We start from the raw sequence: 18,456 nt of genomic DNA on the forward strand, positions 1-18,456 counted from the left end.
CGTTTGTATGTCTTTGAAGCTTGGTGTAATCGGTACCGGCGCCATCGGCCGCGATCATATTCGTCGTTGCAGCCAGACCCTGCTCAACAGCCAGGTGGTGGCGGTGACCGACATCAACCTTGAGCAGGCCGCCAAGGTGGTCGCGGAGTTGAAGCTGGACGCCGAGGTGTACGCGGATGGCCATGGGCTGATCAACTCGCCGCAGGTCGAGGCGATCCTGGTCACGTCCTGGGGCCCGAGCCACGAGGAATTCGTGCTCGCCGCCATCGCCGCCGGCAAACCAGTGTTCTGTGAGAAGCCCCTGGCGGTGACGGCTGAAGGCTGCCGCAGGATCGTCGACGCCGAAGTGGCCTACGGCAAGCGCCTGGTGCAAGTGGGCTTTATGCGCCCCTATGACGAAGGTTATCGCGCCCTCAAGGCGGTGATCGACAGCGGCCAGATCGGCGAGCCGTTGATGCTGCACTGCGCGCACCGCAACCCGACGGTGGGCGAGAACTACAAGACCGACATGGCGATTACCGACACCCTGATTCACGAGCTGGATGTCCTGCGCTGGCTGCTCAACGACGACTACGTGTCGGTGCAGGTGGTGTTCCCGCGCAAGACCAGCAAGGCCCTGGCCCATCTGCGCGACCCGCAGATCGTGCTGCTGGAAACCGCCAAGGGCACCCGTATCGATGTGGAAGTGTTTGTGAACTGCCAGTACGGCTACGACATCCAGTGCGAAGTGGTGGGGGAGACCGGCATCGCCAAACTGCCGGAGCCGTCCCAGGTGCAGTTGCGCAGTGGGGCCAAGCTGTCGAACGCGATCCTGATGGATTGGAAGGACCGTTTTATCGGGGCCTATGACGTGGAATTGCAGGCCTTTATTGACAGCGTACGCGCCGGTCAGGTCGGCGGGCCGTCGGCGTGGGATGGCTTTGCGGCGGCGGTGGCGGCGGATGCGTGCATCGAGGCCCAGGGCAGTGAGCAGATCGTCAAGGTCAGCCTGCCGGATCGCCCACACTTCTACGGCTAAATCACTGAAGGAACTCTGTCAAAAATGTGGGAGGGGGCTTGCCCCCTCCCACAGTTGATTGGTTTCCAATTCAATTCAGGAGTTGATCATGAGAATCGGACTTGTCGGCTATGGCCACGGAGGGCGCTTCTTTCATGCGCCGCTGATTGCGACCTTGCCCGGCGCAACGTTTGTCGGTGTCGTCACCCGCTCACCCGAACGTCGCCAGCAACTGGCAACCGACCACCCCGGCGTCCAGGCCTTTGACAGCATCGGCCAGATCGTCGAAGCCGGCGTCGATGCCCTGGTGATTTCCACCACCCTCAAGGGCCGTCCGGCGCTGGTGCTGGAAGCCATCGAGCACGGCGTGGCGGTGGTCAGTGACAAACCCTTTGCCGCCAACGCCGAACAGGCCCAGGCGCTGATCACGGCTGCCGAGCGCCATGAGGTGTTGCTCAGCGTCTACCAGAACCGGCGCTGGGACTCGGACTACCTGACCCTGCGCAAATTGATCGACGCCGGTGCCCTGGGCGAGATCACCCGCTTTGAATCCCGCGTCGAGCGCTACAGCCCGCAGGCCGTGGGCAATGCCAGCGGCGGCGGCTGGTTGCGCGACCTGGGCAGCCACCTGGTGGACCAGGCGCTGCAACTGTTCGGCCCGGTGGACCGGGTGTTTGCGCAGTTACAGTTCACCCCTGAATACCCCACTGTCGACCACGGCTTCTTCGTCTCCCTGACCCACGCTAACGGGGTGGTTTCCCATTTGTGGGGCAACGCCCTGCAGAACAGCCAGGCCCCGCGTTTTCGCGTCAGTGGCACCTTGGGTTGCTACACCGTGGACGGGCTGGATGGCCAGGAAGAGGCGCTGATGGCCGGCAAGTCGCCGAAAACCGAAGGCGAACACTGGGGCGCGGAAGAACATCGCCGCTGGGGCTGGTTCGAACAGGGGCCGGAACGTGAGCGAGTGCCGTCGGAGAAGGGCTGCTGGACCCAGTTCTATCGCCAGTTGCAAGCGGCGGTAAACGGGCAGGGCCCGTTGCCCGTGGACGCTTATGATGCGCTGGAAACCACGCGTATATTGGACGCCGCACGCCTCAGCGCCGAGCGCCAGCAGGTGGTTTCAACAAAAATAGAATAAAATTCTAAAACAGGTTGATATGGAAATTATTTTCCAATAAAGTCTTTTCCAGGTTGCATAAAGTACGTTCGGACTCGATTCGCACGACTCAACAAAAACAAGATCAAAAACAACCAGGTACCGTCAGATGAAAATCTTCAACGCTGTACTGCGAGTTTTACGCCCTGCCCACACGCCCCGCGGCCTGCCCCGCGCCCGGCCGTTCTACTTCTCCTTCCTTAATGTGCTGTGCGTCGAAAACCAGGGCGCGCTGGTCTGCTGCATTCCAGGCGCACCGGTCGTACGCGTGCCTGCCGAGCTCTGATAAACGCAACGTCCAAAAAACCAACAAGAAAGTGGAGACAGACCGTTCATGAAGACCCCGATCCGTTTTACCGCGCTGGCTTTATCCATGCTGCTGGCCAGCGGTGTTGCCAGTGCCGCCGACATCAAGGTCGGCGTGAGCATGTCCGCCTTCGATGACACCTTCCTCACTTACCTGCGCGAAGACATGGACAAGCAGGCCAAGTCCTATCCCAAGGGTGACGGCGTGCAGCTGCAGTTCGAAGACGCCCGCGCCGATGTGGTCAAGCAACTGAGCCAGGTGGAGAACTTCATCAGCCAGAAAGTCGACGCCATTATCGTCAACCCGGTCGACACGGCCTCTACCAAGAACATCATCAATGCCGCGACCAAGGCCGGCATCCCGCTGGTGTTCGTCAACCGCCGTCCCGACCAGAAGGACTTGCCCAAGGACGTGGTGGCCGTGACCTCCGATGACGTCGAGGCCGGCAAGCTGCAAATGCAATACATCGCTGAGAAGCTCGGCGGCAAGGGCAAGATCGTGATCCTGCTGGGCGACCTGGCGAACAACTCCACCACCAACCGCACCAAGGGCGTGAAGGAAGTGTTGGCCAAGTACCCGGACATCAAGATCGAACAGGAACAGACCGGTATCTGGCTGCGGGACAAGGGCATGACCCTGGTCAACGATTGGCTGACCCAGGGCCGCGAGTTCAATGCGGTGCTGGCCAACAACGATGAGATGGCCATCGGCGCGTCCATGGCGCTGAAATCGGCCGGCAAGGAAAAGGGCAGTGTGCTGATCGCGGGGGTCGACGGTACGCCGGATGGCTTGAATGCGATCACCAAGGGTGACATGGCCGCCTCCGCGTTCCAGGACGCCAAGGGTCAGGCAGTGGGTTCGGTGGAAGCGGCGCGCAAGATGGCCAGGAAGGAACCGGTCGAGCAGAACGTGATCATCCCGTTCCAGCTGATCACCCCGGAAAACGTCGCCACGTTCAAGTAGCCCTGACATAACAACAATGAACCGGCAGGGCGGTCGTGCCCGCCCTGCTGATGGAGTACCGTCTTATGCTCGCTCAAGCCACTGTCTCGCAGCCTCCCGGGATCCAGCCGTTGCCGCTGGACGAACCCTACCTGTTGGAAATCGTCAACATCAGCAAAGGCTTTCCCGGCGTCGTGGCCCTGGCCGACGTACAACTGCGTGTGCGCCCCGGCACGGTGCTGGCGCTGATGGGCGAGAACGGTGCGGGCAAGTCGACCTTGATGAAGATCATCGCCGGCATCTACCAGCCCGACGCCGGTGAAATCCGCCTGCGCGGCAAGCCCATCGTGTTTGACACGCCGCTGGCGGCGCAGAAGGCCGGGATCGCGATGATCCACCAGGAGCTCAACCTGATGCCGCACATGAGCATCGCCGAGAATATCTGGATTGGCCGCGAGCAGCTCAACAGCCTGCACATGGTCAACCACCGCGAAATGCACCGCTGCACCGCCGAGTTGCTGGCGCGCCTGCGCATCAACCTGGACCCCGAGGAGCACGTGGGCAACCTGAGCATCGCCGAGCGGCAGATGGTCGAGATTGCCAAGGCTGTGTCCTACGACTCCGACATCCTGATCATGGATGAACCGACATCGGCCATTACCGAGAAGGAAGTGGCCCACCTGTTTTCGATCATTGCCGACCTCAAGGCCCAGGGCAAAGGCATCGTCTACATCACGCACAAAATGAACGAAGTGTTCGCCATTGCCGATGAAGTGGCGGTGTTCCGCGACGGCCAGTACATCGGCCTGCAACGCGCCGACAGCATGAACAGCGACAGCCTGATCTCGATGATGGTAGGTCGCGAGCTGAGCCAGTTGTTCCCGGTGCGCGAGACGCCCATTGGCGAGCTGCTGCTGTCGGTGCGCGACCTGCGCCTGGACGGGGTGTTCCAGGGCGTGTCGTTCGACCTGCATGCCGGTGAGATCCTCGGCATCGCCGGGCTGATGGGCTCGGGGCGCACCAACGTGGCGGAAACCATTTTCGGCATCACCCCCAGCAGCGGTGGGCAGATCACCCTGGATGGCGAGGCGGTGCGCATCAGCGACCCGCACATGGCCATCGAAAAAGGCTTTGCGCTGTTGACCGAGGACCGCAAGCTCAGTGGCCTGTTCCCCTGCCTGTCGGTGCTGGAAAACATGGAAATGGCCGTGCTGCCGCATTATTCGGGCAACGGGTTTATCCAGCAGAAAGCCCTGCGCGCCCTGTGCGAGGACATGTGCAAGAAACTGCGGGTGAAGACGCCGTCCCTGGAGCAGTGCATCGACACCCTGTCCGGCGGCAACCAGCAGAAAGCCTTGCTGGCGCGCTGGTTGATGACCAACCCACGCTTGCTGATCCTCGATGAACCGACCCGGGGCATCGACGTGGGGGCCAAGGCCGAGATCTATCGCCTGATCGCCTTCCTCGCCAGCGAAGGCATGGCGGTGATCATGATTTCCTCCGAGCTGCCTGAAGTGCTGGGCATGAGCGACCGGGTGATGGTGATGCACGAAGGCGAACTGATGGGTACCTTGGACCGCGCCGATGCGACCCAGGAAAAAGTCATGCAGCTGGCCTCCGGTATGACCGCGGTCCACTGACGAACAGCCGCGCGGGCCTGCGGTTGGCCCGCGCCATAGAATAAGAAGGTGATTGGCTATGAACGCAATAACGGACAACAAGCCTGCCACGGCCCCGGTCAAGCACCGTCGGCGCTTGCCCACCGAGCTGAGCATCTTCCTGGTGCTGATCGGCATCGGCCTGGTGTTTGAGCTGTTTGGCTGGATCGTGCGGGACCAGAGCTTCCTGATGAACTCCCAGCGCCTGGTGCTGATGATCCTGCAAGTGTCCATCATCGGCTTGCTGGCGATCGGGGTGACCCAGGTGATCATCACCACGGGGATCGACCTGTCTTCGGGGTCGGTACTGGCGCTGTCGGCGATGATTGCCGCCAGTTTGGCGCAAACCTCCGACTTTTCCCGGGCGGTGTTCCCTTCGCTGACGGACTTGCCGGTGTGGATTCCGGTGGCGATGGGGTTGGGTGTGGGGCTGCTGGCGGGGGCGATCAACGGCAGCATCATCGCCGTCACCGGTATCCCGCCGTTTATCGCGACCCTGGGCATGATGGTCTCGGCCCGTGGCCTGGCGCGTTACTACACCGAAGGCCAGCCGGTGAGCATGCTCTCGGATTCGTACACGGCCATCGGCCATGGCGCGATGCCGGTGATCATCTTCCTGGTGGTGGCGGTGATCTTCCATATCGCCCTGCGCTACACCAAGTACGGCAAGTACACCTACGCCATCGGCGGCAATATGCAGGCGGCGCGGACGTCGGGGATCAACGTCAAGCGCCACCTGATCATCGTCTACAGCATTGCCGGTCTCCTGGCAGGCCTGGCGGGTGTGGTGGCTTCGGCACGCGCCGCCACCGGCCAGGCGGGCATGGGCATGTCCTATGAGCTGGATGCGATTGCCGCCGCGGTGATCGGCGGCACCAGCCTGGCGGGCGGGGTAGGGCGTATCACCGGTACCGTGATCGGCGCACTGATCCTTGGGGTGATGGCCAGCGGGTTTACCTTTGTCGGGGTGGATGCGTATATCCAGGACATCATCAAGGGCCTGATCATTGTGGTGGCGGTGGTGATCGACCAGTACCGCAACAAGCGCAAGCTCAAGCGCTGAGCTTCAAGCTGCAAGCTGCAAGTCCGATGAGCTCTACAGCTTGTCGCTTGCAGCCTGCGGCTTATAGCTGCTGTACGAACTTTCCTGCTATAAACGCACTCCGATAACCATTCGCCAAGCCCGTCCTGGTGCCTTTGGGGGTTATATCGGAAAAAATGCCTGTCATTTCAGTTGCTGTGCCCTCAAGTCGGCCTTAGACTGCCGCCCCTCGTAAATTGAGTGCCGGGTGGCGCTTGGAATGGATGGCGCCTTTCCGAGACCTGCAGAGGTCGACCGGAACGCTCCCTTATTCGCCTTAATGCACGTATTTTTTATAGAGAAATCAATGACAAAGGAAAAGTTGCTGGCCATGCCGGCGGATGACTACATGAATGCCGAACAGCACGCTTTTTTCGAGAAGTTGCTGCAGGACATGAAGGTGGAACACCACGAGCGCATTGAGCAGAACCGCATCGCCATTGAAAGCCTGGACACCCCGGCCGACCCGGCCGACGCCGCTTCCGTTGAAGAAGAGCGCACCTGGCTGGTCAACGCCATCGACCGCGACCAGCGCATGCTGCCGCAGCTTGAGCGTGCACTGGAACGCATCAAGGAAGATTCCTTCGGCTGGTGCGATGACAGCGGCGAGCCTATCGGCCTCAAGCGCCTGCTGATCAGCCCGACCACCAAGTACTGCATCGAAGCGCAAGAGCGCCACGAGCAGATCGACAAGCACCAGCGCCAGGCCTGATGCGCTGAAGCTGGGGGATCGCCTGGGCGGTTCCCCGGAGAAAGACCCGTTACGCCCCGTCTATTGATCTGCTGCAGGCTACCCCACTAAAGGCCCATGGATAATGGCTGGATAGTGGCGTTTAATGCAGGGACAAAAATGACAAACAGTGGGGTAACGACAATGGCTGGAGACGGAGCTCTGATGGGCACAGCAGTGCCACCGCAACCGGTGGTGCGCGGGTTGCCCGGCTGGTTGATGCCGCTCCTGCAGAGCGCCGCCCTGGTGCTGGTACTGCTGGGCCTGGCGTTTGCCAGCCTGCCGATATACCTCTGCCTGCCCATTGCCTTGCTGGTGATCTGGCTGCCAGGCCTTATGAACCGCACCTCCCGCACGGCACCGCCCGCCACTGCCGATGCCATTGGCGAGCTGACCCGCGATCTGTCCTATACCACCAGCCACAACGCACTGTCCGCTGCCGGCGTTGCCTACTCGGTCAAGCAACTGGCGGCTCGAGTGCAATCGCAATTGGGCGCGGCCAAGCAGATCGTCAGCAGTGCCGAAGTGATGATCAGCACCGAAAAGGTCACCTCCCAACTCAGTCGCGAGGCCCTGCAGGCGGCCAGCCAGGCCCATCAGCGCAGCACTGAAGGCCGTGAAGTGCTGGCCCAGTCGATCATTCGTATGCACCAGCTCAGCCAGCGCGCCAATGCCAGTCGGGAGTTGATTGAAGCCCTGAGCCAACGCAGTGAAGAAATCCAGCGGGTGACCCTGGTGATTCAGTCCATCGCCAGCCAGACCAACCTGTTGGCGCTCAACGCCGCGATTGAAGCGGCGCGGGCTGGTGAGCACGGTCGCGGGTTCGCCGTGGTGGCGGATGAAGTACGTGGGCTGGCGGGCCGCACAGCCACGGCCACCGATGAAGTCGGGGTGATGGTGGCGGATATCCAGCAACGCACTGCCCAGGTGGTTGAGCAGATTCGCCAGCTCTCGGCAGACTTGCACACCGGTGTCGAGCAGGTGGAGCACGCCGGCGAGCACCTGGAGAACATTGCCGGCCTGGCGGCGGGCGTGGAAGGCCAGGTCAATGAAATCGCCCAGGGCACCGACACCAACCGCGCCCAACTTGACAGCCTGTTCCACGCCGTGGAGCAAATGCGCAGCGATCTTATCGTGAGCGACCAGCAGACCCGCCAGTTGGCCGATGCCGCTGTGCAGATGGAAGGGCAGGCCGAAACGATCAGCGAGCGCCTGGCGGAAGTCGGGCTCGATGACTATCACCAACGCATCTACGACCTGGCGCGCGAAGGCGCGAGCCGGATTGCCGCGCAATTCGAAGCCGATGTACAGCAGAACCGCATCAGCCTGGATGACTTGTTCGACCGCAGCTACACCTTGATCCCCAACACCAGCCCGAGCAAGTACCACAGCCGGTTCGATGGCTACACCGACCAGGTGCTGCCGGCCATCCAGGAGGCACTGCTGCCACGCCATGAAGGCTTGGTATTTGCCATTGCCTGCACGCCCCAGGGCTATGTACCGACGCACAACAAGGCGTTCTCCCAGGCACTGACCGGCGATGCCCAGGTCGACGCGGTGCAGAACCGCACCAAGCGCAAGTTCGAAGACCGCACCGGGATCCGCTGCGGCAGCCACCAGCAAGCGGTGCTATTGCAGACCTACACCCGCGATACCGGCGAGTTGATGCACGACTTGTCGGTGCCGATCATGGTCCGGGGGCGGCACTGGGGTGGCTTGCGCCTGGGGTATAAGCCGGAGGGGGCGAAGGCTGCGCGCTAGGGATTGTTGTTGTCTGTGAGGCGGGGAAATACCAGCTGCCTGGCAGGCGCTATTGCGCTCAGGCAGCCGGGATTGAGTGGGTTACTGCGGTTGATGCAGGCGCTGGTTCAGCTCATCCACCGCCATGGCCCAATCGGCGTCTTCACGCAGTTCTTCCTTGAGGAACTGTGCCTGTTGCGGCGTCCAGAACGGCGCGTCGATCAACTTGACGTCGTCACTCAACGGGTGCGCGACAATGAAGGCGTCGATGGCTTCGGGGGTTGAGTCCAGGCCCAGTTGTTCAAATAAGGTTTCGAGTGTCGGTATTGGCGCGTCCATGTCAGTCTCCGTGCGGGTTTCGGGATCGTTATGCATGGGAGGCTTGTGGCGCGGTAGAGTTCGATCGGATTGTCAGGAGGTCAGTGCCCCTGAATCCACTGCAGCCTTGAGTGCCTGGGCGGATTCTTTTCCGGCGCTGGCGGCGGTATCGAAGGTCTTGAACCACCGGTCTTTTTCGACCTGATGCGTGGTGACGGTGGTCAACGGCGGCTTGGCGCGCATCACGATCACTGCTTGAAACTCCCCGTCGACTTCCCTTGCGTCGCCATGGATGAAAAATTCGCCAATATCAAATTCCGTCACGTATCGCCTTCCCTTCGAGGTAACCAACAGCACTGATGAAACCTGGCCCGTGAGGGAGCAAATTCCAATGGACAGGCCAGTATGGCAGTTGTTGAAGGGCGGCGGCGCAGTAAAGTCATCCGGGTGACGAAACGATTCCGCCGTGCAGTGAGGCTTCCAGCCGCTTGGCCAGTTCACAGGCCTCGATGTGGTCGCTGCGAAAGCCTCTGATCCTGCCACTGGTGACTTCGCGGATATGGAAGAAGTTTCTTCCGGCCGGTACAACCTGGTAAAGAACGGAATCGGGGTACCCGTTGGGACTGCGTAAGCAGTAGTATTGCTGTTCGTCCTGACATGATGAACGAGTGCGGGAAGACATAGCGTCGTATTGGCGTCGTTGCATGGTCAGCTCCTGTCGATCGATCTTGTTGACCCACCAGCGGCGTTACAGGTGGTTTTGACCCGTGTTGCTGTTTTAGTATTGTCGTCGGCAGTCGGCGTCTGGTTCCACGCCGAGGTGTTTTTGTTTGTATGAGCTGTCGGAAACTGCGTTTTTAATAGTGTTATTCTCTGAAGCGGGTCGACCGGTATTCTCTGGTTATTGAACCTGTGATCTCCTGCGATGCCTGATGTCCCTGCGCAAGGCCCATCGTGCATGCCTGTCCGGGGCTTTGGGCGCAGCAACGGGGTCTTCTTCAGTTTTCCATGAATGTGTTGTGTGATCGTGCCGAGATGGCCGTTTCTTTTTGCTGCCCGCTCCGGCGGACAGTGCTCTTTTCGATGTGGGGGCGTTTCCTTGGCAGTCAGTAATCTGGATATGCACGCGTTGTTCGTGCTGGGTGATTTGCGCGCAAAGTTGGTCAAGCAGTTTCAATCCCGTTTTGTTTACATCACTGAGCAGACGCCGGAAGGCATCTACATCGCCGAAATCGATACCGAAGCGGCAATGGTTGTGGATGACAAACCCCGTCTGGAACTCAAGGTGGGCGACCACTTCCGTGCTGCGGTATTGCCCAGTCGCGAAGGTGGCAAGTTCGAACTCAAGTTCCGCGACATCAAGTTGACGGTGTATGGCTTGGGCGACTATGCCTTTGTGTCCTCGCCCGAAGGCCAGGGCATCGTCTTCAAGGAAGGCCACAGTGTGATGCTGGTGTTTGCGGCCCATGAACAACTGCAGGAAGGCCTGACCAAGACCCTCAAGGCCGTGACCGGCAAGGCCGCCAAATGGCGCAAGGGTGAGCTGGTGACGTTCAAGGCCAGTGAATAATCGGTAAATACTGCGAACATCTCCTATCTCCCGGAACCTCTACTACAGTTGAGTTGACTTAACTATTCAGAGGCTTCGCGCATAGACAGCAAAGCCGTTCGTTGTTTGCTGCGACATCGCGAGGTGCAAGGGCATGAAAGGATTGAGAACGCTGTTGGCTGCATCGCTGACGACCCTGGGTCTGGCAGTGGCTTCGCTGCCCGTTTCGGCCGCGCCAGCGCCGGTGCACTTTGCCGACCTGAACTGGGAAAGCGGCAGCCTGATCACCGAAATACTGCGGGTCATCGTCGAGAAGGGCTACGACTTGCCCACCGACACCTTGCCCGGTACCACCATCACCCTGGAAACCGCCTTGGCCAAGAACGACATCCAGGTCATCGGTGAAGAGTGGGCCGGCCGCAGCCCGGTATGGGTCAAGGCCGAGGCCGAAGGCAAAGTGGTGGGCCTGGGGGATACGGTCAAGGGGGCCACCGAGGGGTGGTGGGTGCCGGAATACGTGGTCAAGGGTGATCCGTCCAAAGGTATCAAGCCCCTGGCACCGGACCTCAAGAGCGTGAAAGACCTTGCGCGCTACAAGGACGTGTTCAAGGACCCGGAGTCTCCCGGCAAGGGGCGCTTCCTCAACAGTCCCATCGGCTGGACCTCGGAAGTGGTCAACAAACAGAAGCTCAAGGCCTATGGCCTGGATGACAGCTACGTGAACTTTCGCAGCGGTTCGGGAGCTGCCCTGGATGCCGAAATTGCCTCGTCCATCCGTCGCGGCAAACCGGTGTTGTTCTACTACTGGTCACCGACGCCGTTGATGGGGCGCTACAAGCTGATCCAGCTGGAGGAGCCACCGTTCGATGCCGAGGCCTGGAAGACCCTGACGGATGCGGATAACCCCGACCCGAAGCCCACTCGGTCGTTGGCATCCAAGCTGAGTATTGGCGTGTCCACGCCGTTCCAGAAGGAGCATCCGCAGATTGCCGGGTTTTTCGAGAAGGTCGAGTTGCCGATTGGGCCGCTGAACCAAGCCCTCGCGACCATGAGCGAGAATCACACCGCGCCTCGGGAGGTGGCTCAGGCATTCCTCAAGGAGCATCCGGAGGTGTGGAAGGCCTGGTTGACCGAGGATGTGGCGCAGAAGGTCGAAGCCAGCTTGAAGTAAGCACGGCGCTTATTGCCGAGCGGAGATCAAAAATAATGTGGGAGAGGGCTTGCCCCCTCCCACATGTTGTTTGCAGTGTCGCTTCAGAATCTGGTTTGCACCGCCAGCTCGAATGTCCGTGGCGCTCCCAGGTAATACGCCGGGGACACATGGGCAAACTCGGCATACACCTCATTGGTCAGGTTGCGCACCCGGCCGGTCACCGAGGTGTGTGAATCCACCTGGTAGCGCAGGAACGTCCCGAACAGCGTGTAGGCCGGTACCGTCTGGGTGTTGGCATTGTCCGCATACACCTCGGCGACGTAGCGCGCATCCACGCCGCCTTGCCAGTCCTCGGCAAAGTCATAGGTCAACCACAGGTTGCCGACGCGCCTGGGCACGTTGGTCGGTGTATTACCCTTGCGCGAAACCACTGCGCCACTGGCGATTTTCTCGTTGAACTCATCGTATTCGGCATCCACCCAGGCGACGTTGCCTTCCGCCAGCAGCCTGGGCGTGATGCGCAATGAACTGGCCAGCTCGATGCCCTTCGATGACTGCGCGCCGACCGGGATGCTCGTGGTCGGGTCCTGCGGGTCGGTTACGGCAAAGTCCTTGCGTTCGATCTTATAGACAGCAACGGTGGCCGAGCCACGGCCGTCCAGGTAGTCGAACTTGCTGCCCACCTCCCATTGTTTGCCGGTCGACACATCGAACACCTGGGTGGTTGTACTCGGTTGTTCGGCGGCGGTGCTGTATTGCAGGTAGACATTGGCCGATGGGATGAACTGGTAAGTCAGGCCGACGCGACCGGTCACCGGTTCCCAATGGCGCTTGAAGTGCCGTGGGTTGGTGGCCGTGATCGCGCGGTGGTTGGTCACATCCAGGTCGATGGCGTCGTAACGCAGGCCGCTCAGCAGCGAGAGTTTTTCGGTAAGGCCCAGGCGGTTCTCCACGAACAGCGCCTTGGTGGTGACCTCATTGGTCTTGTCCTTGCCAAAATTCTCCCGGGTACGCGGGATGTCGTAGAAGTGCCCGGGGTTGAAGCCGTTCGGGTCCACGGTGCTGTTACCCGGCACATTCAGCGGCGTGTTGGTGGTGCTGTTGACCTTGTACTCAAAACCGCCGGACCAGGTGGTCGACAGGCCGAACAGACGGTCATCATGGCGCAGTTCGAACTGGCTGCCGTGCTGTTCGCCCTGGTGGCGCACCTGGTAGGCGGTCGAGCGGTTTACCGCACTGTTGCCGGCGTTGTATTGGTAGGTTTCGAGGTTGCGGTAATCACGCTGGCTGTCGAGGTGGTAGAGCGTATTTTTCAGCGTCGTGCTGTCGTTGATCCGGTAGTCGATGATCGAGCGCGCCCAGATCGTGCGCTGCTCGTAGCGGCCGTCGGCGACGTTGTAGTTGTTGAAACGGTTGTGTTTGTCGATCTTCAGCTCGCCGGCCTTGGGATTGAGCACCGGCGTGCCCCAGTAAGGGCTGTCTTCCTGTTCATCCTGGTATTCCAGGGCCAGGGTATGGGACAGGTCGGGGGTGAGGTCGCTGAGCAGGGAAAACGCCAGGCTCCAGGCCTCACGCTGGTCGCGGTCGATGTAGCTGTGGTTGGTGTTGCGGCTCACATCCAGGCGCGCGTAATGCTGCACTTCGGCGCCGGGCTCGGTCAGCGCGTGATTGACGCCGAATGCCATGCCGGTGGTGTCGTAGCTGCCATAGGTGAGCTGACCTTCGGCGGCCTGCTCCTCAGGGGTGGCCAGCTTCGTCACATAGTTGAGCGAGCCGCCGACGGAGCCGGCGCCGTTGATCAGGGAGGAGGGGCCGCCCACCAGTTCCACGCGGTCATAGATCCAGGCATCCACGGGGCGGGCCAGGCCGGTGGCGACATTGATACCGTTAAACATCTGGGTGATCTGGCTGCTGGTAAACCCACGGTAAGAGACAAACCCGCCAAAACCCGGCGGCGCGCTGGCGTTGACGCCGGGCAGGGTGTTGGCGGCATCGCGGAACGTCTTGGCGCCATGGCGTTCGATGTCGTTGCGATTGGCGATGGCAACCGACGCTGGGGTTTCCCGCACGCTCAGTCCCAGCCGCGACGCCACGCCGCTGGATTGATCCAGGGTGAGGCCGGGTTCGGCAGTTGATTCGCCATCAATGGTGGTCGGAGCCAGTTCGAGGGCCCAGGCGCAGACAGGCAGGCAGCCGAACAGGCCCGCCAACAGGGGTAGATGTTTCATGGTTGAATCCTGAAAAACTTGGCTTGAAAACAACGCACGGCCGTCCGTCATTCCGTGTGGAACCGGTGGTCAGTGCAGATGGGAAAGCAAAGGGATCAGGCGAAGGCGGGCGGCGCGCGCGGGTTAGCCGTGGGCCAGGTGAAGCGGGCAGGGATATCAGCGGCCAGTACGACGGCCGGCGGTGGCGCATGGGGTTGTGGCAACACCGCCACATTCAGGCTCGAACTGAGCGCCGGGCCCATGCCGCCGGTTGAGCACAGCGGGCAACCGAACGCCTTGGCCAGCGTCGGCAGGTTCTCATCGCTGGAGTTGGACGGCTTGGGCGCCTGGGTACGCGGGTCGACGGTACAGAACTGCCCGCCGATGCCATTGAGCTGCATCCCCACCATCTGCCCGTGACCGATACTGCAGGCGAACACATTGAACAGGACGCAGCAATAGAGCATCCAGGCAATGAGCGAGCGGTCGGCGCGGGCGAGTTTCATGGGGCGGCACTTTACCATCAGCCGCCGACGAAATGCCTGCAAAAAATCCCAGGGCGACTATCCTGTCTCGCACCTTTTCTGGGAGCGCCCGCCATGAGCTTTGTCATCGCACGATGGATCGTCGGCATTTTTACCTGCATCAGCATGGTGCACCTGTACTGGGCTGCCGGCGGCAAACTCGGCAGCCTCGCCGCCATCCCCCAACTGCCCGGCGAATTCGCCAGCGGGCCTCGCCTTGCATTCAGGCCCTCGGCGCTGGGTACCTTTCTGGTGGCGATGGGCTTGGTCGGCATTGCGCTGCTGGTGTGCCTGCGGGCCGGGCTGTACTTTTCGGCGGTCTCCCATGCGGCGCTGCAATGGGGAATCAGCGCGATTGCCCTGCTGATGTTTGCCCGCGCGATTGGGGATTCGGAGTTGGTGGGTTTTTTCAAGAAAGTCGGCGGGTCACGGTTTGCGCGGTGGGATACGTGGTTCTATTCGCCGTTGTGCCTGGCGTTGGGGGTGGGGTTGTTGGTGGTGGCGTGGGGTTAATGAGGGAAACACAACACACCGATCTACGCCGCTCAAATAAAAACTGCTCTCATCCTTGCCCGATTTCCCGACCTGGCCGTCATGGTTAATAGAACCTCTATTACCCAGGATTTCCCATGTCGCGCCTTGCTCGCCCCTTGCACCCACTGGCCCTGTCAGTGGCGTTGGCTTTCGCCGCCGTGCCGTTGCTGAACGTCCAATCCGCCTTCGCCGAAGAAAGCCGCAGCGCTGTACGCAGCTTCCAGATTCCGGCCGGTGACTTGAGCCAGGCGCTCAACAGCCTGGCCGAGCAGGCGGGCCTGGTATTGGCGTTTGATGCGAGCCTGGCACGCGGCAAACGCAGCAACGGCTTGAGCGGGCAGTACGCCACCGACGTGGCGCTGACCCAGTTGCTCGCCGGCAGCGGCCTGCAGGCGCTGAAGCTCTCGGCCGACCGCTACCGCCTGGAAGCCATCCCGGATAACGGCGGTGCCATGCAGCTGCAGGCCACCACCATCAGCGGCGCGTACCAGGCCGAAAGCCCTACCGGGCCGGTGTCCGGTTATGTGGCTACGCGCAGTTTGTCGGGCACCAAGACCGATACCGCGCTGATCGAAACCCCGCAGTCGATTTCCATCGTCACCAAAGACCAGATGCGTGCGCAGAACGCCGAGAGCCTCAACCAGATCCTGCGCTACAGCGCCGCGGTCATCCCGGAAACCCGCGGTGCCACGGCGTCGCGTCTCGACCAATTGACCATCCGTGGGTTTGCCCCGGCCACTTACCTCGACGGCCTGCGCATGCCGTCGAGCCGTGATGCCTTGCCGCAAAAGGATGCCTTCGACCTGGAGCGCGTCGAAGTGCTGCGCGGCCCGGCGTCGGTGCTGTACGGGCAGGGCACGCCGAGCGGGGTGATCAATATGGTCAGCAAGCGCCCGCTGGATACGCCGTTCCATGAAGTGGGCGTCGAATACGGCACCTTTAACAAAAAGCGCACCACCTTCGATTTGAGCGGGCCGATTGACGATCAAGGCGTGTATTCCTACCGCGTGGCGGGGCTGTTCGACGATGCCGATGGCCAGGTCGAACACACCGAAACCCGTCGCCAATCGTTGTCCAGCGCGTTTACCTGGCGGCCGGACGAAGACACCTCGCTGACCTTGCTCGGGCATTTCCAGAAGGACCCCAAGGGCGCGTCCTACGGTTCGGTGCCGGCCTGGGGCTCGGTATTGCACAGCCCGACCGGGCGCAGCATCGACGTGGACTTCTACGACGGCGAAAAGAACTTCGAGAAAAGCGATCGCGAGTACTACTCCATTGGCTGGGCCTTCGAGCATCACGTCAACGATGTGTGGACGGTGCGCCAGAACGCGCGTTACCTGCGCAGCGAAGGGCGTTATCGCAGCCTCTACAGCAACTACCTGATGGCGGATTACCGCACCATTCGACGTTCCACCATTGCCAGTGACGTCGACATGGATGCCTACACCCTCGATAACCAGGTGCAGGCCAAATTCGACACGGGCCCACTGCAACACACCCTGCTGATGGGGCTCGACTACCAGAACACCAGCACCGACACCCTGTTGGGCTCAGGGACGTATACCGCCGGGCCGACCCTGGATATTTTCAACCCGGTCTATGGCGCGGCCGTGCCGGTACCGGCGTACACCACCGACGGTACGTCGCGCAGCGAACAGACCGGCGTCTATCTGCAAGAGCAGATGAAGTGGGACAAATGGGTGTTGTTGCTCGGCGGTCGTTATGACTGGGCCAGCACCGACAGCACCACCAAGACCTTGCGCACCGGGGCCAAGAGCCAGTCCTCCCTGGACAGCAAGGCCTTTACCGGGCGTATTGGCCTGGTCTATCTCTTCGATAACGGCCTGGCGCCCTATGCCAGCTATGCGGAGTCGTTCAACCCGCAGTCGGGCACCGGTTACGGCGGATCGGTATTCAAACCGACCGAAGGCAAGCAGTATGAAATCGGTATCAAGTACCAGCCGCCGGGCAGCAACAGCTTTATCACAGCGGCGATCTTCGACCTGCGCCAGACCAACGTCCTCACCACCGACCCGGACCCCACCCACCTGTGCGGCAGCGGTCGCTGCCAGAGCCAGGACGGCGAAGTGCAATCCCGTGGTTTTGAACTGGAAGGCAAGGCCAGCCTTAATGACAACCTGGACATCACGGCGGCCTATGCCTACCTGGATAACCGCATCAGCAAGTCCAATAACACCGTGCGTTACGCCCCCATCAGCGATATCGGCGTAGGCCCGGCCATCAACGCCGAGGGCACCACCACCTATGCGGTACCGCGCCACACGGCGTCGGCGTGGGCCGACTACACCTTCCATGATGGCAACCTCAAGGGCTTCGGCGCCGGCGCGGGTGCGCGGTATGTCGGTTCGTCCTGGGGCGATACCGCCAACACCCTGAAGGTGCCGGGCTACACCCTGTTCGATGCGGCGGTGCACTACGACATTCCGAACATCGCCAACCTCAAGGACAACCTGCGCCTGGCCCTGAACGCCACCAACCTGGCGAACAAAGAGTACGTCGCGTCGTGCTATTCCTACTCGTGGTGCTGGTACGGCTCGCAGCGCACGGTCCAGGCGAGTGCGACCTACCAATGGTGATGGCACGACGATAAGGCAATTTAATGGCCCCTTTGTAACAAAATTCTCGCCAGAATCGCTTTTATTTTCAGGTGGTTAGGTGAGGAAGCAAATGCGCACTGTTGGAATCATGCTGATCGCCTGCTCCCTGGCCGGCGGCGCGGCTGCCGTGCAGGCACGGGAGCTGCGCGAGGGTGACAAGTACATGTGCAGTTGGGGCGCCGGCACGGCCGCCAGGGCCCAGGAGCTCAAGCTGTCGGGGGTGTCGCTGTACGCCGCGCGGCAGAAGATCCAGACCATCAAGTTCAGTAAATCCTGGATGCGCATGATGGCCATGGGCATCACCGAACAGACCTATGACAGTCGTTCACGGCTCAAGCCCGAAGCGATTCGCCAGAGTTTCTACCAGGATTGCGTGCGTTACAAAGTGGCACGCAAGTAATCGAGTGCAGGCTTTACAAAACCACGACAAACCGATGTTTGTATTTGCATACAATTGCTCCCTTGGTAGAGGAGACAGGTATGCACACGCTTATTCGCGCCGCGATGCCGGTCCCGGGACGGGGCTGCCCGAGGCGCTCCAGGTTTGCTGTCAAAACAGAGCCGGGCAGGGTAAGCCCGTGACCCCGGCAACCCCCCCTTCAGCCAACAGCCTGCGCTATTTTGCGCTTGGCGTGCTGTGTGTCGCGATGTTGCTCGGGGGCTATTTCATGCAACTCAACGCCAAGGAGGATCGCCAGCGCGAACAAGCGGCCGAGCGTTTGGCACTTTGCCGGCAGGTTGAGCGGGTCGCCAATGTGGCCACCTCCGCGGGTCTCGAACTTCGCGATACCTGCCAGCAATTGGAGGAGAGCGGGTCGAAGAGTGTTACGCCGCCTTAACTAATAACCCTTTTTTATAAGTGGAAATATCGACAGTAGTTGCACCAAAAAGTGGCACTTATATGCTTCGCCACCTTAAAAAACATGTGGTTATTGAAGGACT

At 61.0% G+C, this 18,456-nt stretch carries 19 protein-coding genes; 14 read left to right on the plus strand and 5 right to left on the minus strand.

Annotation, left to right across the window (positions count from 1 at the left end):
* Positions 1 to 7 precede the first annotated feature (7 nt).
* The 8 genes from BLQ09_RS15920 (at position 8) to BLQ09_RS15950 (ending at position 8,632) form a co-directional block, all read left to right on the plus strand.
* A complete protein-coding gene (locus tag BLQ09_RS15920) occupies positions 8 to 1,018 on the plus strand; it encodes a bifunctional inositol 2-dehydrogenase/D-chiro-inositol 1-dehydrogenase (RefSeq protein WP_027606528.1) in 1,011 nt (336 codons plus the stop codon).
* 88 nt (positions 1,019 to 1,106) lie between these two features.
* The gene (locus BLQ09_RS15925) at positions 1,107 to 2,135 is read left to right on the plus strand and encodes a Gfo/Idh/MocA family protein (RefSeq protein ID WP_092357768.1); all 1,029 of its coding nucleotides are present in this window, start codon (positions 1,107 to 1,109) and stop codon (positions 2,133 to 2,135) included.
* Positions 2,136 to 2,262: 127 nt separating this feature from the next.
* The gene (locus tag BLQ09_RS31290) at positions 2,263 to 2,439 is read left to right on the plus strand and encodes a hypothetical protein (RefSeq protein ID WP_162844258.1); all 177 of its coding nucleotides are present in this window, start codon (positions 2,263 to 2,265) and stop codon (positions 2,437 to 2,439) included.
* 48 nt (positions 2,440 to 2,487) lie between these two features.
* On the plus strand, positions 2,488 to 3,423 hold the full coding sequence (locus BLQ09_RS15930; protein WP_027606526.1) for a sugar ABC transporter substrate-binding protein: 936 nt from the start codon (positions 2,488 to 2,490) through the stop codon (positions 3,421 to 3,423).
* Between the two features lie 65 nt (positions 3,424 to 3,488).
* On the plus strand, positions 3,489 to 5,042 hold the full coding sequence (locus BLQ09_RS15935) for a sugar ABC transporter ATP-binding protein (protein ID WP_065941178.1): 1,554 nt from the start codon (positions 3,489 to 3,491) through the stop codon (positions 5,040 to 5,042).
* Between the two features lie 58 nt (positions 5,043 to 5,100).
* Positions 5,101 to 6,123 carry an ABC transporter permease gene (locus BLQ09_RS15940; protein ID WP_024076018.1) on the plus strand — a complete coding sequence of 341 codons (1,023 nt, stop codon included), beginning with the start codon at positions 5,101 to 5,103 and terminating at the stop codon, positions 6,121 to 6,123.
* Between the two features lie 325 nt (positions 6,124 to 6,448).
* Positions 6,449 to 6,853, plus strand: a complete 405-nt coding sequence (locus BLQ09_RS15945) for a TraR/DksA family transcriptional regulator (RefSeq protein ID WP_003191666.1) — start codon at positions 6,449 to 6,451, stop codon at positions 6,851 to 6,853.
* A 546-nt stretch (positions 6,854 to 7,399) separates the two neighbouring features.
* Positions 7,400 to 8,632 carry a methyl-accepting chemotaxis protein gene (locus tag BLQ09_RS15950; RefSeq protein WP_370737668.1) on the plus strand — a complete coding sequence of 411 codons (1,233 nt, stop codon included), beginning with the start codon at positions 7,400 to 7,402 and terminating at the stop codon, positions 8,630 to 8,632.
* Between the two features lie 81 nt (positions 8,633 to 8,713).
* On the opposite strand, the gene BLQ09_RS15955 is transcribed toward BLQ09_RS15950, so the two are convergent.
* The 3 genes from BLQ09_RS15955 to BLQ09_RS15965 all read right to left on the minus strand — a co-directional run bounded on the left by BLQ09_RS15955 (position 8,714) and on the right by BLQ09_RS15965 (position 9,635).
* A complete protein-coding gene (locus tag BLQ09_RS15955; RefSeq protein ID WP_027606523.1) occupies positions 8,714 to 8,950 on the minus strand; it encodes a DUF2789 domain-containing protein in 237 nt (78 codons plus the stop codon).
* A 72-nt stretch (positions 8,951 to 9,022) separates the two neighbouring features.
* Positions 9,023 to 9,253 (minus strand): hypothetical protein, encoded by a 231-nt coding sequence (locus tag BLQ09_RS15960; RefSeq protein WP_027606522.1) that lies wholly within the window; start codon positions 9,251 to 9,253, stop codon positions 9,023 to 9,025.
* A 115-nt stretch (positions 9,254 to 9,368) separates the two neighbouring features.
* Entirely contained in the window at positions 9,369 to 9,635 is a 267-nt protein-coding gene (locus tag BLQ09_RS15965) for a hypothetical protein (RefSeq protein ID WP_081744443.1), read from the minus strand.
* A gap of 414 nt (positions 9,636 to 10,049) precedes the next feature.
* Between BLQ09_RS15965 and BLQ09_RS15970 the strand changes: the two genes are divergently transcribed.
* Positions 10,050 to 10,499, plus strand: coding sequence for a hypothetical protein (locus tag BLQ09_RS15970; RefSeq protein ID WP_051429370.1), 450 nt, complete (start codon positions 10,050 to 10,052; stop codon positions 10,497 to 10,499).
* A 133-nt stretch (positions 10,500 to 10,632) separates the two neighbouring features.
* A complete protein-coding gene (locus BLQ09_RS15975; RefSeq protein WP_027606520.1) occupies positions 10,633 to 11,649 on the plus strand; it encodes an ABC transporter substrate-binding protein in 1,017 nt (338 codons plus the stop codon).
* 83 nt (positions 11,650 to 11,732) lie between these two features.
* On the opposite strand, the gene BLQ09_RS15980 is transcribed toward BLQ09_RS15975, so the two are convergent.
* Complete coding sequence (locus BLQ09_RS15980; RefSeq protein WP_092357772.1) at positions 11,733 to 13,859, minus strand: TonB-dependent receptor; 2,127 nt, start codon at positions 13,857 to 13,859, stop codon at positions 11,733 to 11,735.
* Positions 13,860 to 13,954: 95 nt separating this feature from the next.
* Entirely contained in the window at positions 13,955 to 14,344 is a 390-nt protein-coding gene (locus BLQ09_RS15985; RefSeq protein WP_027606518.1) for a DUF2946 domain-containing protein, read from the minus strand.
* 93 nt (positions 14,345 to 14,437) lie between these two features.
* On the opposite strand from BLQ09_RS15985, the gene BLQ09_RS15990 reads away from it, so the two are divergent.
* The 4 genes from BLQ09_RS15990 to BLQ09_RS16005 all read left to right on the plus strand — a co-directional run bounded on the left by BLQ09_RS15990 (position 14,438) and on the right by BLQ09_RS16005 (position 18,353).
* Positions 14,438 to 14,875 carry a DUF3995 domain-containing protein gene (locus BLQ09_RS15990; RefSeq protein WP_027606517.1) on the plus strand — a complete coding sequence of 146 codons (438 nt, stop codon included), beginning with the start codon at positions 14,438 to 14,440 and terminating at the stop codon, positions 14,873 to 14,875.
* A 116-nt stretch (positions 14,876 to 14,991) separates the two neighbouring features.
* Positions 14,992 to 17,493: a TonB-dependent siderophore receptor gene (locus tag BLQ09_RS15995; protein WP_092357774.1), complete on the plus strand. Its 2,502-nt coding sequence runs from the start codon at positions 14,992 to 14,994 to the stop codon at positions 17,491 to 17,493.
* A 91-nt stretch (positions 17,494 to 17,584) separates the two neighbouring features.
* Positions 17,585 to 17,914, plus strand: a complete 330-nt coding sequence (locus BLQ09_RS16000; protein WP_065941186.1) for a hypothetical protein — start codon at positions 17,585 to 17,587, stop codon at positions 17,912 to 17,914.
* A 178-nt stretch (positions 17,915 to 18,092) separates the two neighbouring features.
* Entirely contained in the window at positions 18,093 to 18,353 is a 261-nt protein-coding gene (locus BLQ09_RS16005; protein ID WP_092357887.1) for a hypothetical protein, read from the plus strand.
* Positions 18,354 to 18,456 lie beyond the last annotated feature (103 nt).

This window comes from Pseudomonas sp. NFACC25 (assembly GCF_900100935.1).
Classification (GTDB): domain Bacteria; phylum Pseudomonadota; class Gammaproteobacteria; order Pseudomonadales; family Pseudomonadaceae; genus Aquipseudomonas; species Aquipseudomonas marginalis.

Bases quoted from the DNA above. Each gene is read 5' to 3' on its own strand.
- BLQ09_RS15950 (WP_370737668.1), top strand. From the start codon at position 7,400: ATGATCAGCACCGAAAAGGTCACCTCCCAACTCAGTCGCGAGGCCCTG.
- BLQ09_RS15945 (WP_003191666.1), top strand. From the start codon at position 6,449: ATGACAAAGGAAAAGTTGCTGGCCATGCCGGCGGATGACTACATGAAT.
- BLQ09_RS16000 (WP_065941186.1), top strand. From the start codon at position 17,585: ATGCGCACTGTTGGAATCATGCTGATCGCCTGCTCCCTGGCCGGCGGC.
- BLQ09_RS15970 (WP_051429370.1), top strand. From the start codon at position 10,050: ATGCACGCGTTGTTCGTGCTGGGTGATTTGCGCGCAAAGTTGGTCAAG.
- BLQ09_RS15920 (WP_027606528.1), top strand. From the start codon at position 8: ATGTCTTTGAAGCTTGGTGTAATCGGTACCGGCGCCATCGGCCGCGAT.
- BLQ09_RS15985 (WP_027606518.1), bottom strand. From the start codon at position 14,344: ATGAAACTCGCCCGCGCCGACCGCTCGCTCATTGCCTGGATGCTCTAT.
- BLQ09_RS15980 (WP_092357772.1), bottom strand. From the start codon at position 13,859: ATGAAACATCTACCCCTGTTGGCGGGCCTGTTCGGCTGCCTGCCTGTC.
- BLQ09_RS31290 (WP_162844258.1), top strand. From the start codon at position 2,263: ATGAAAATCTTCAACGCTGTACTGCGAGTTTTACGCCCTGCCCACACG.
- BLQ09_RS15940 (WP_024076018.1), top strand. From the start codon at position 5,101: ATGAACGCAATAACGGACAACAAGCCTGCCACGGCCCCGGTCAAGCAC.
- BLQ09_RS15930 (WP_027606526.1), top strand. From the start codon at position 2,488: ATGAAGACCCCGATCCGTTTTACCGCGCTGGCTTTATCCATGCTGCTG.
- BLQ09_RS15995 (WP_092357774.1), top strand. From the start codon at position 14,992: ATGTCGCGCCTTGCTCGCCCCTTGCACCCACTGGCCCTGTCAGTGGCG.
- BLQ09_RS15975 (WP_027606520.1), top strand. From the start codon at position 10,633: ATGAAAGGATTGAGAACGCTGTTGGCTGCATCGCTGACGACCCTGGGT.
- BLQ09_RS15925 (WP_092357768.1), top strand. From the start codon at position 1,107: ATGAGAATCGGACTTGTCGGCTATGGCCACGGAGGGCGCTTCTTTCAT.
- BLQ09_RS15955 (WP_027606523.1), bottom strand. From the start codon at position 8,950: ATGGACGCGCCAATACCGACACTCGAAACCTTATTTGAACAACTGGGC.
- BLQ09_RS15965 (WP_081744443.1), bottom strand. From the start codon at position 9,635: ATGCAACGACGCCAATACGACGCTATGTCTTCCCGCACTCGTTCATCA.
- BLQ09_RS15935 (WP_065941178.1), top strand. From the start codon at position 3,489: ATGCTCGCTCAAGCCACTGTCTCGCAGCCTCCCGGGATCCAGCCGTTG.
- BLQ09_RS15990 (WP_027606517.1), top strand. From the start codon at position 14,438: ATGAGCTTTGTCATCGCACGATGGATCGTCGGCATTTTTACCTGCATC.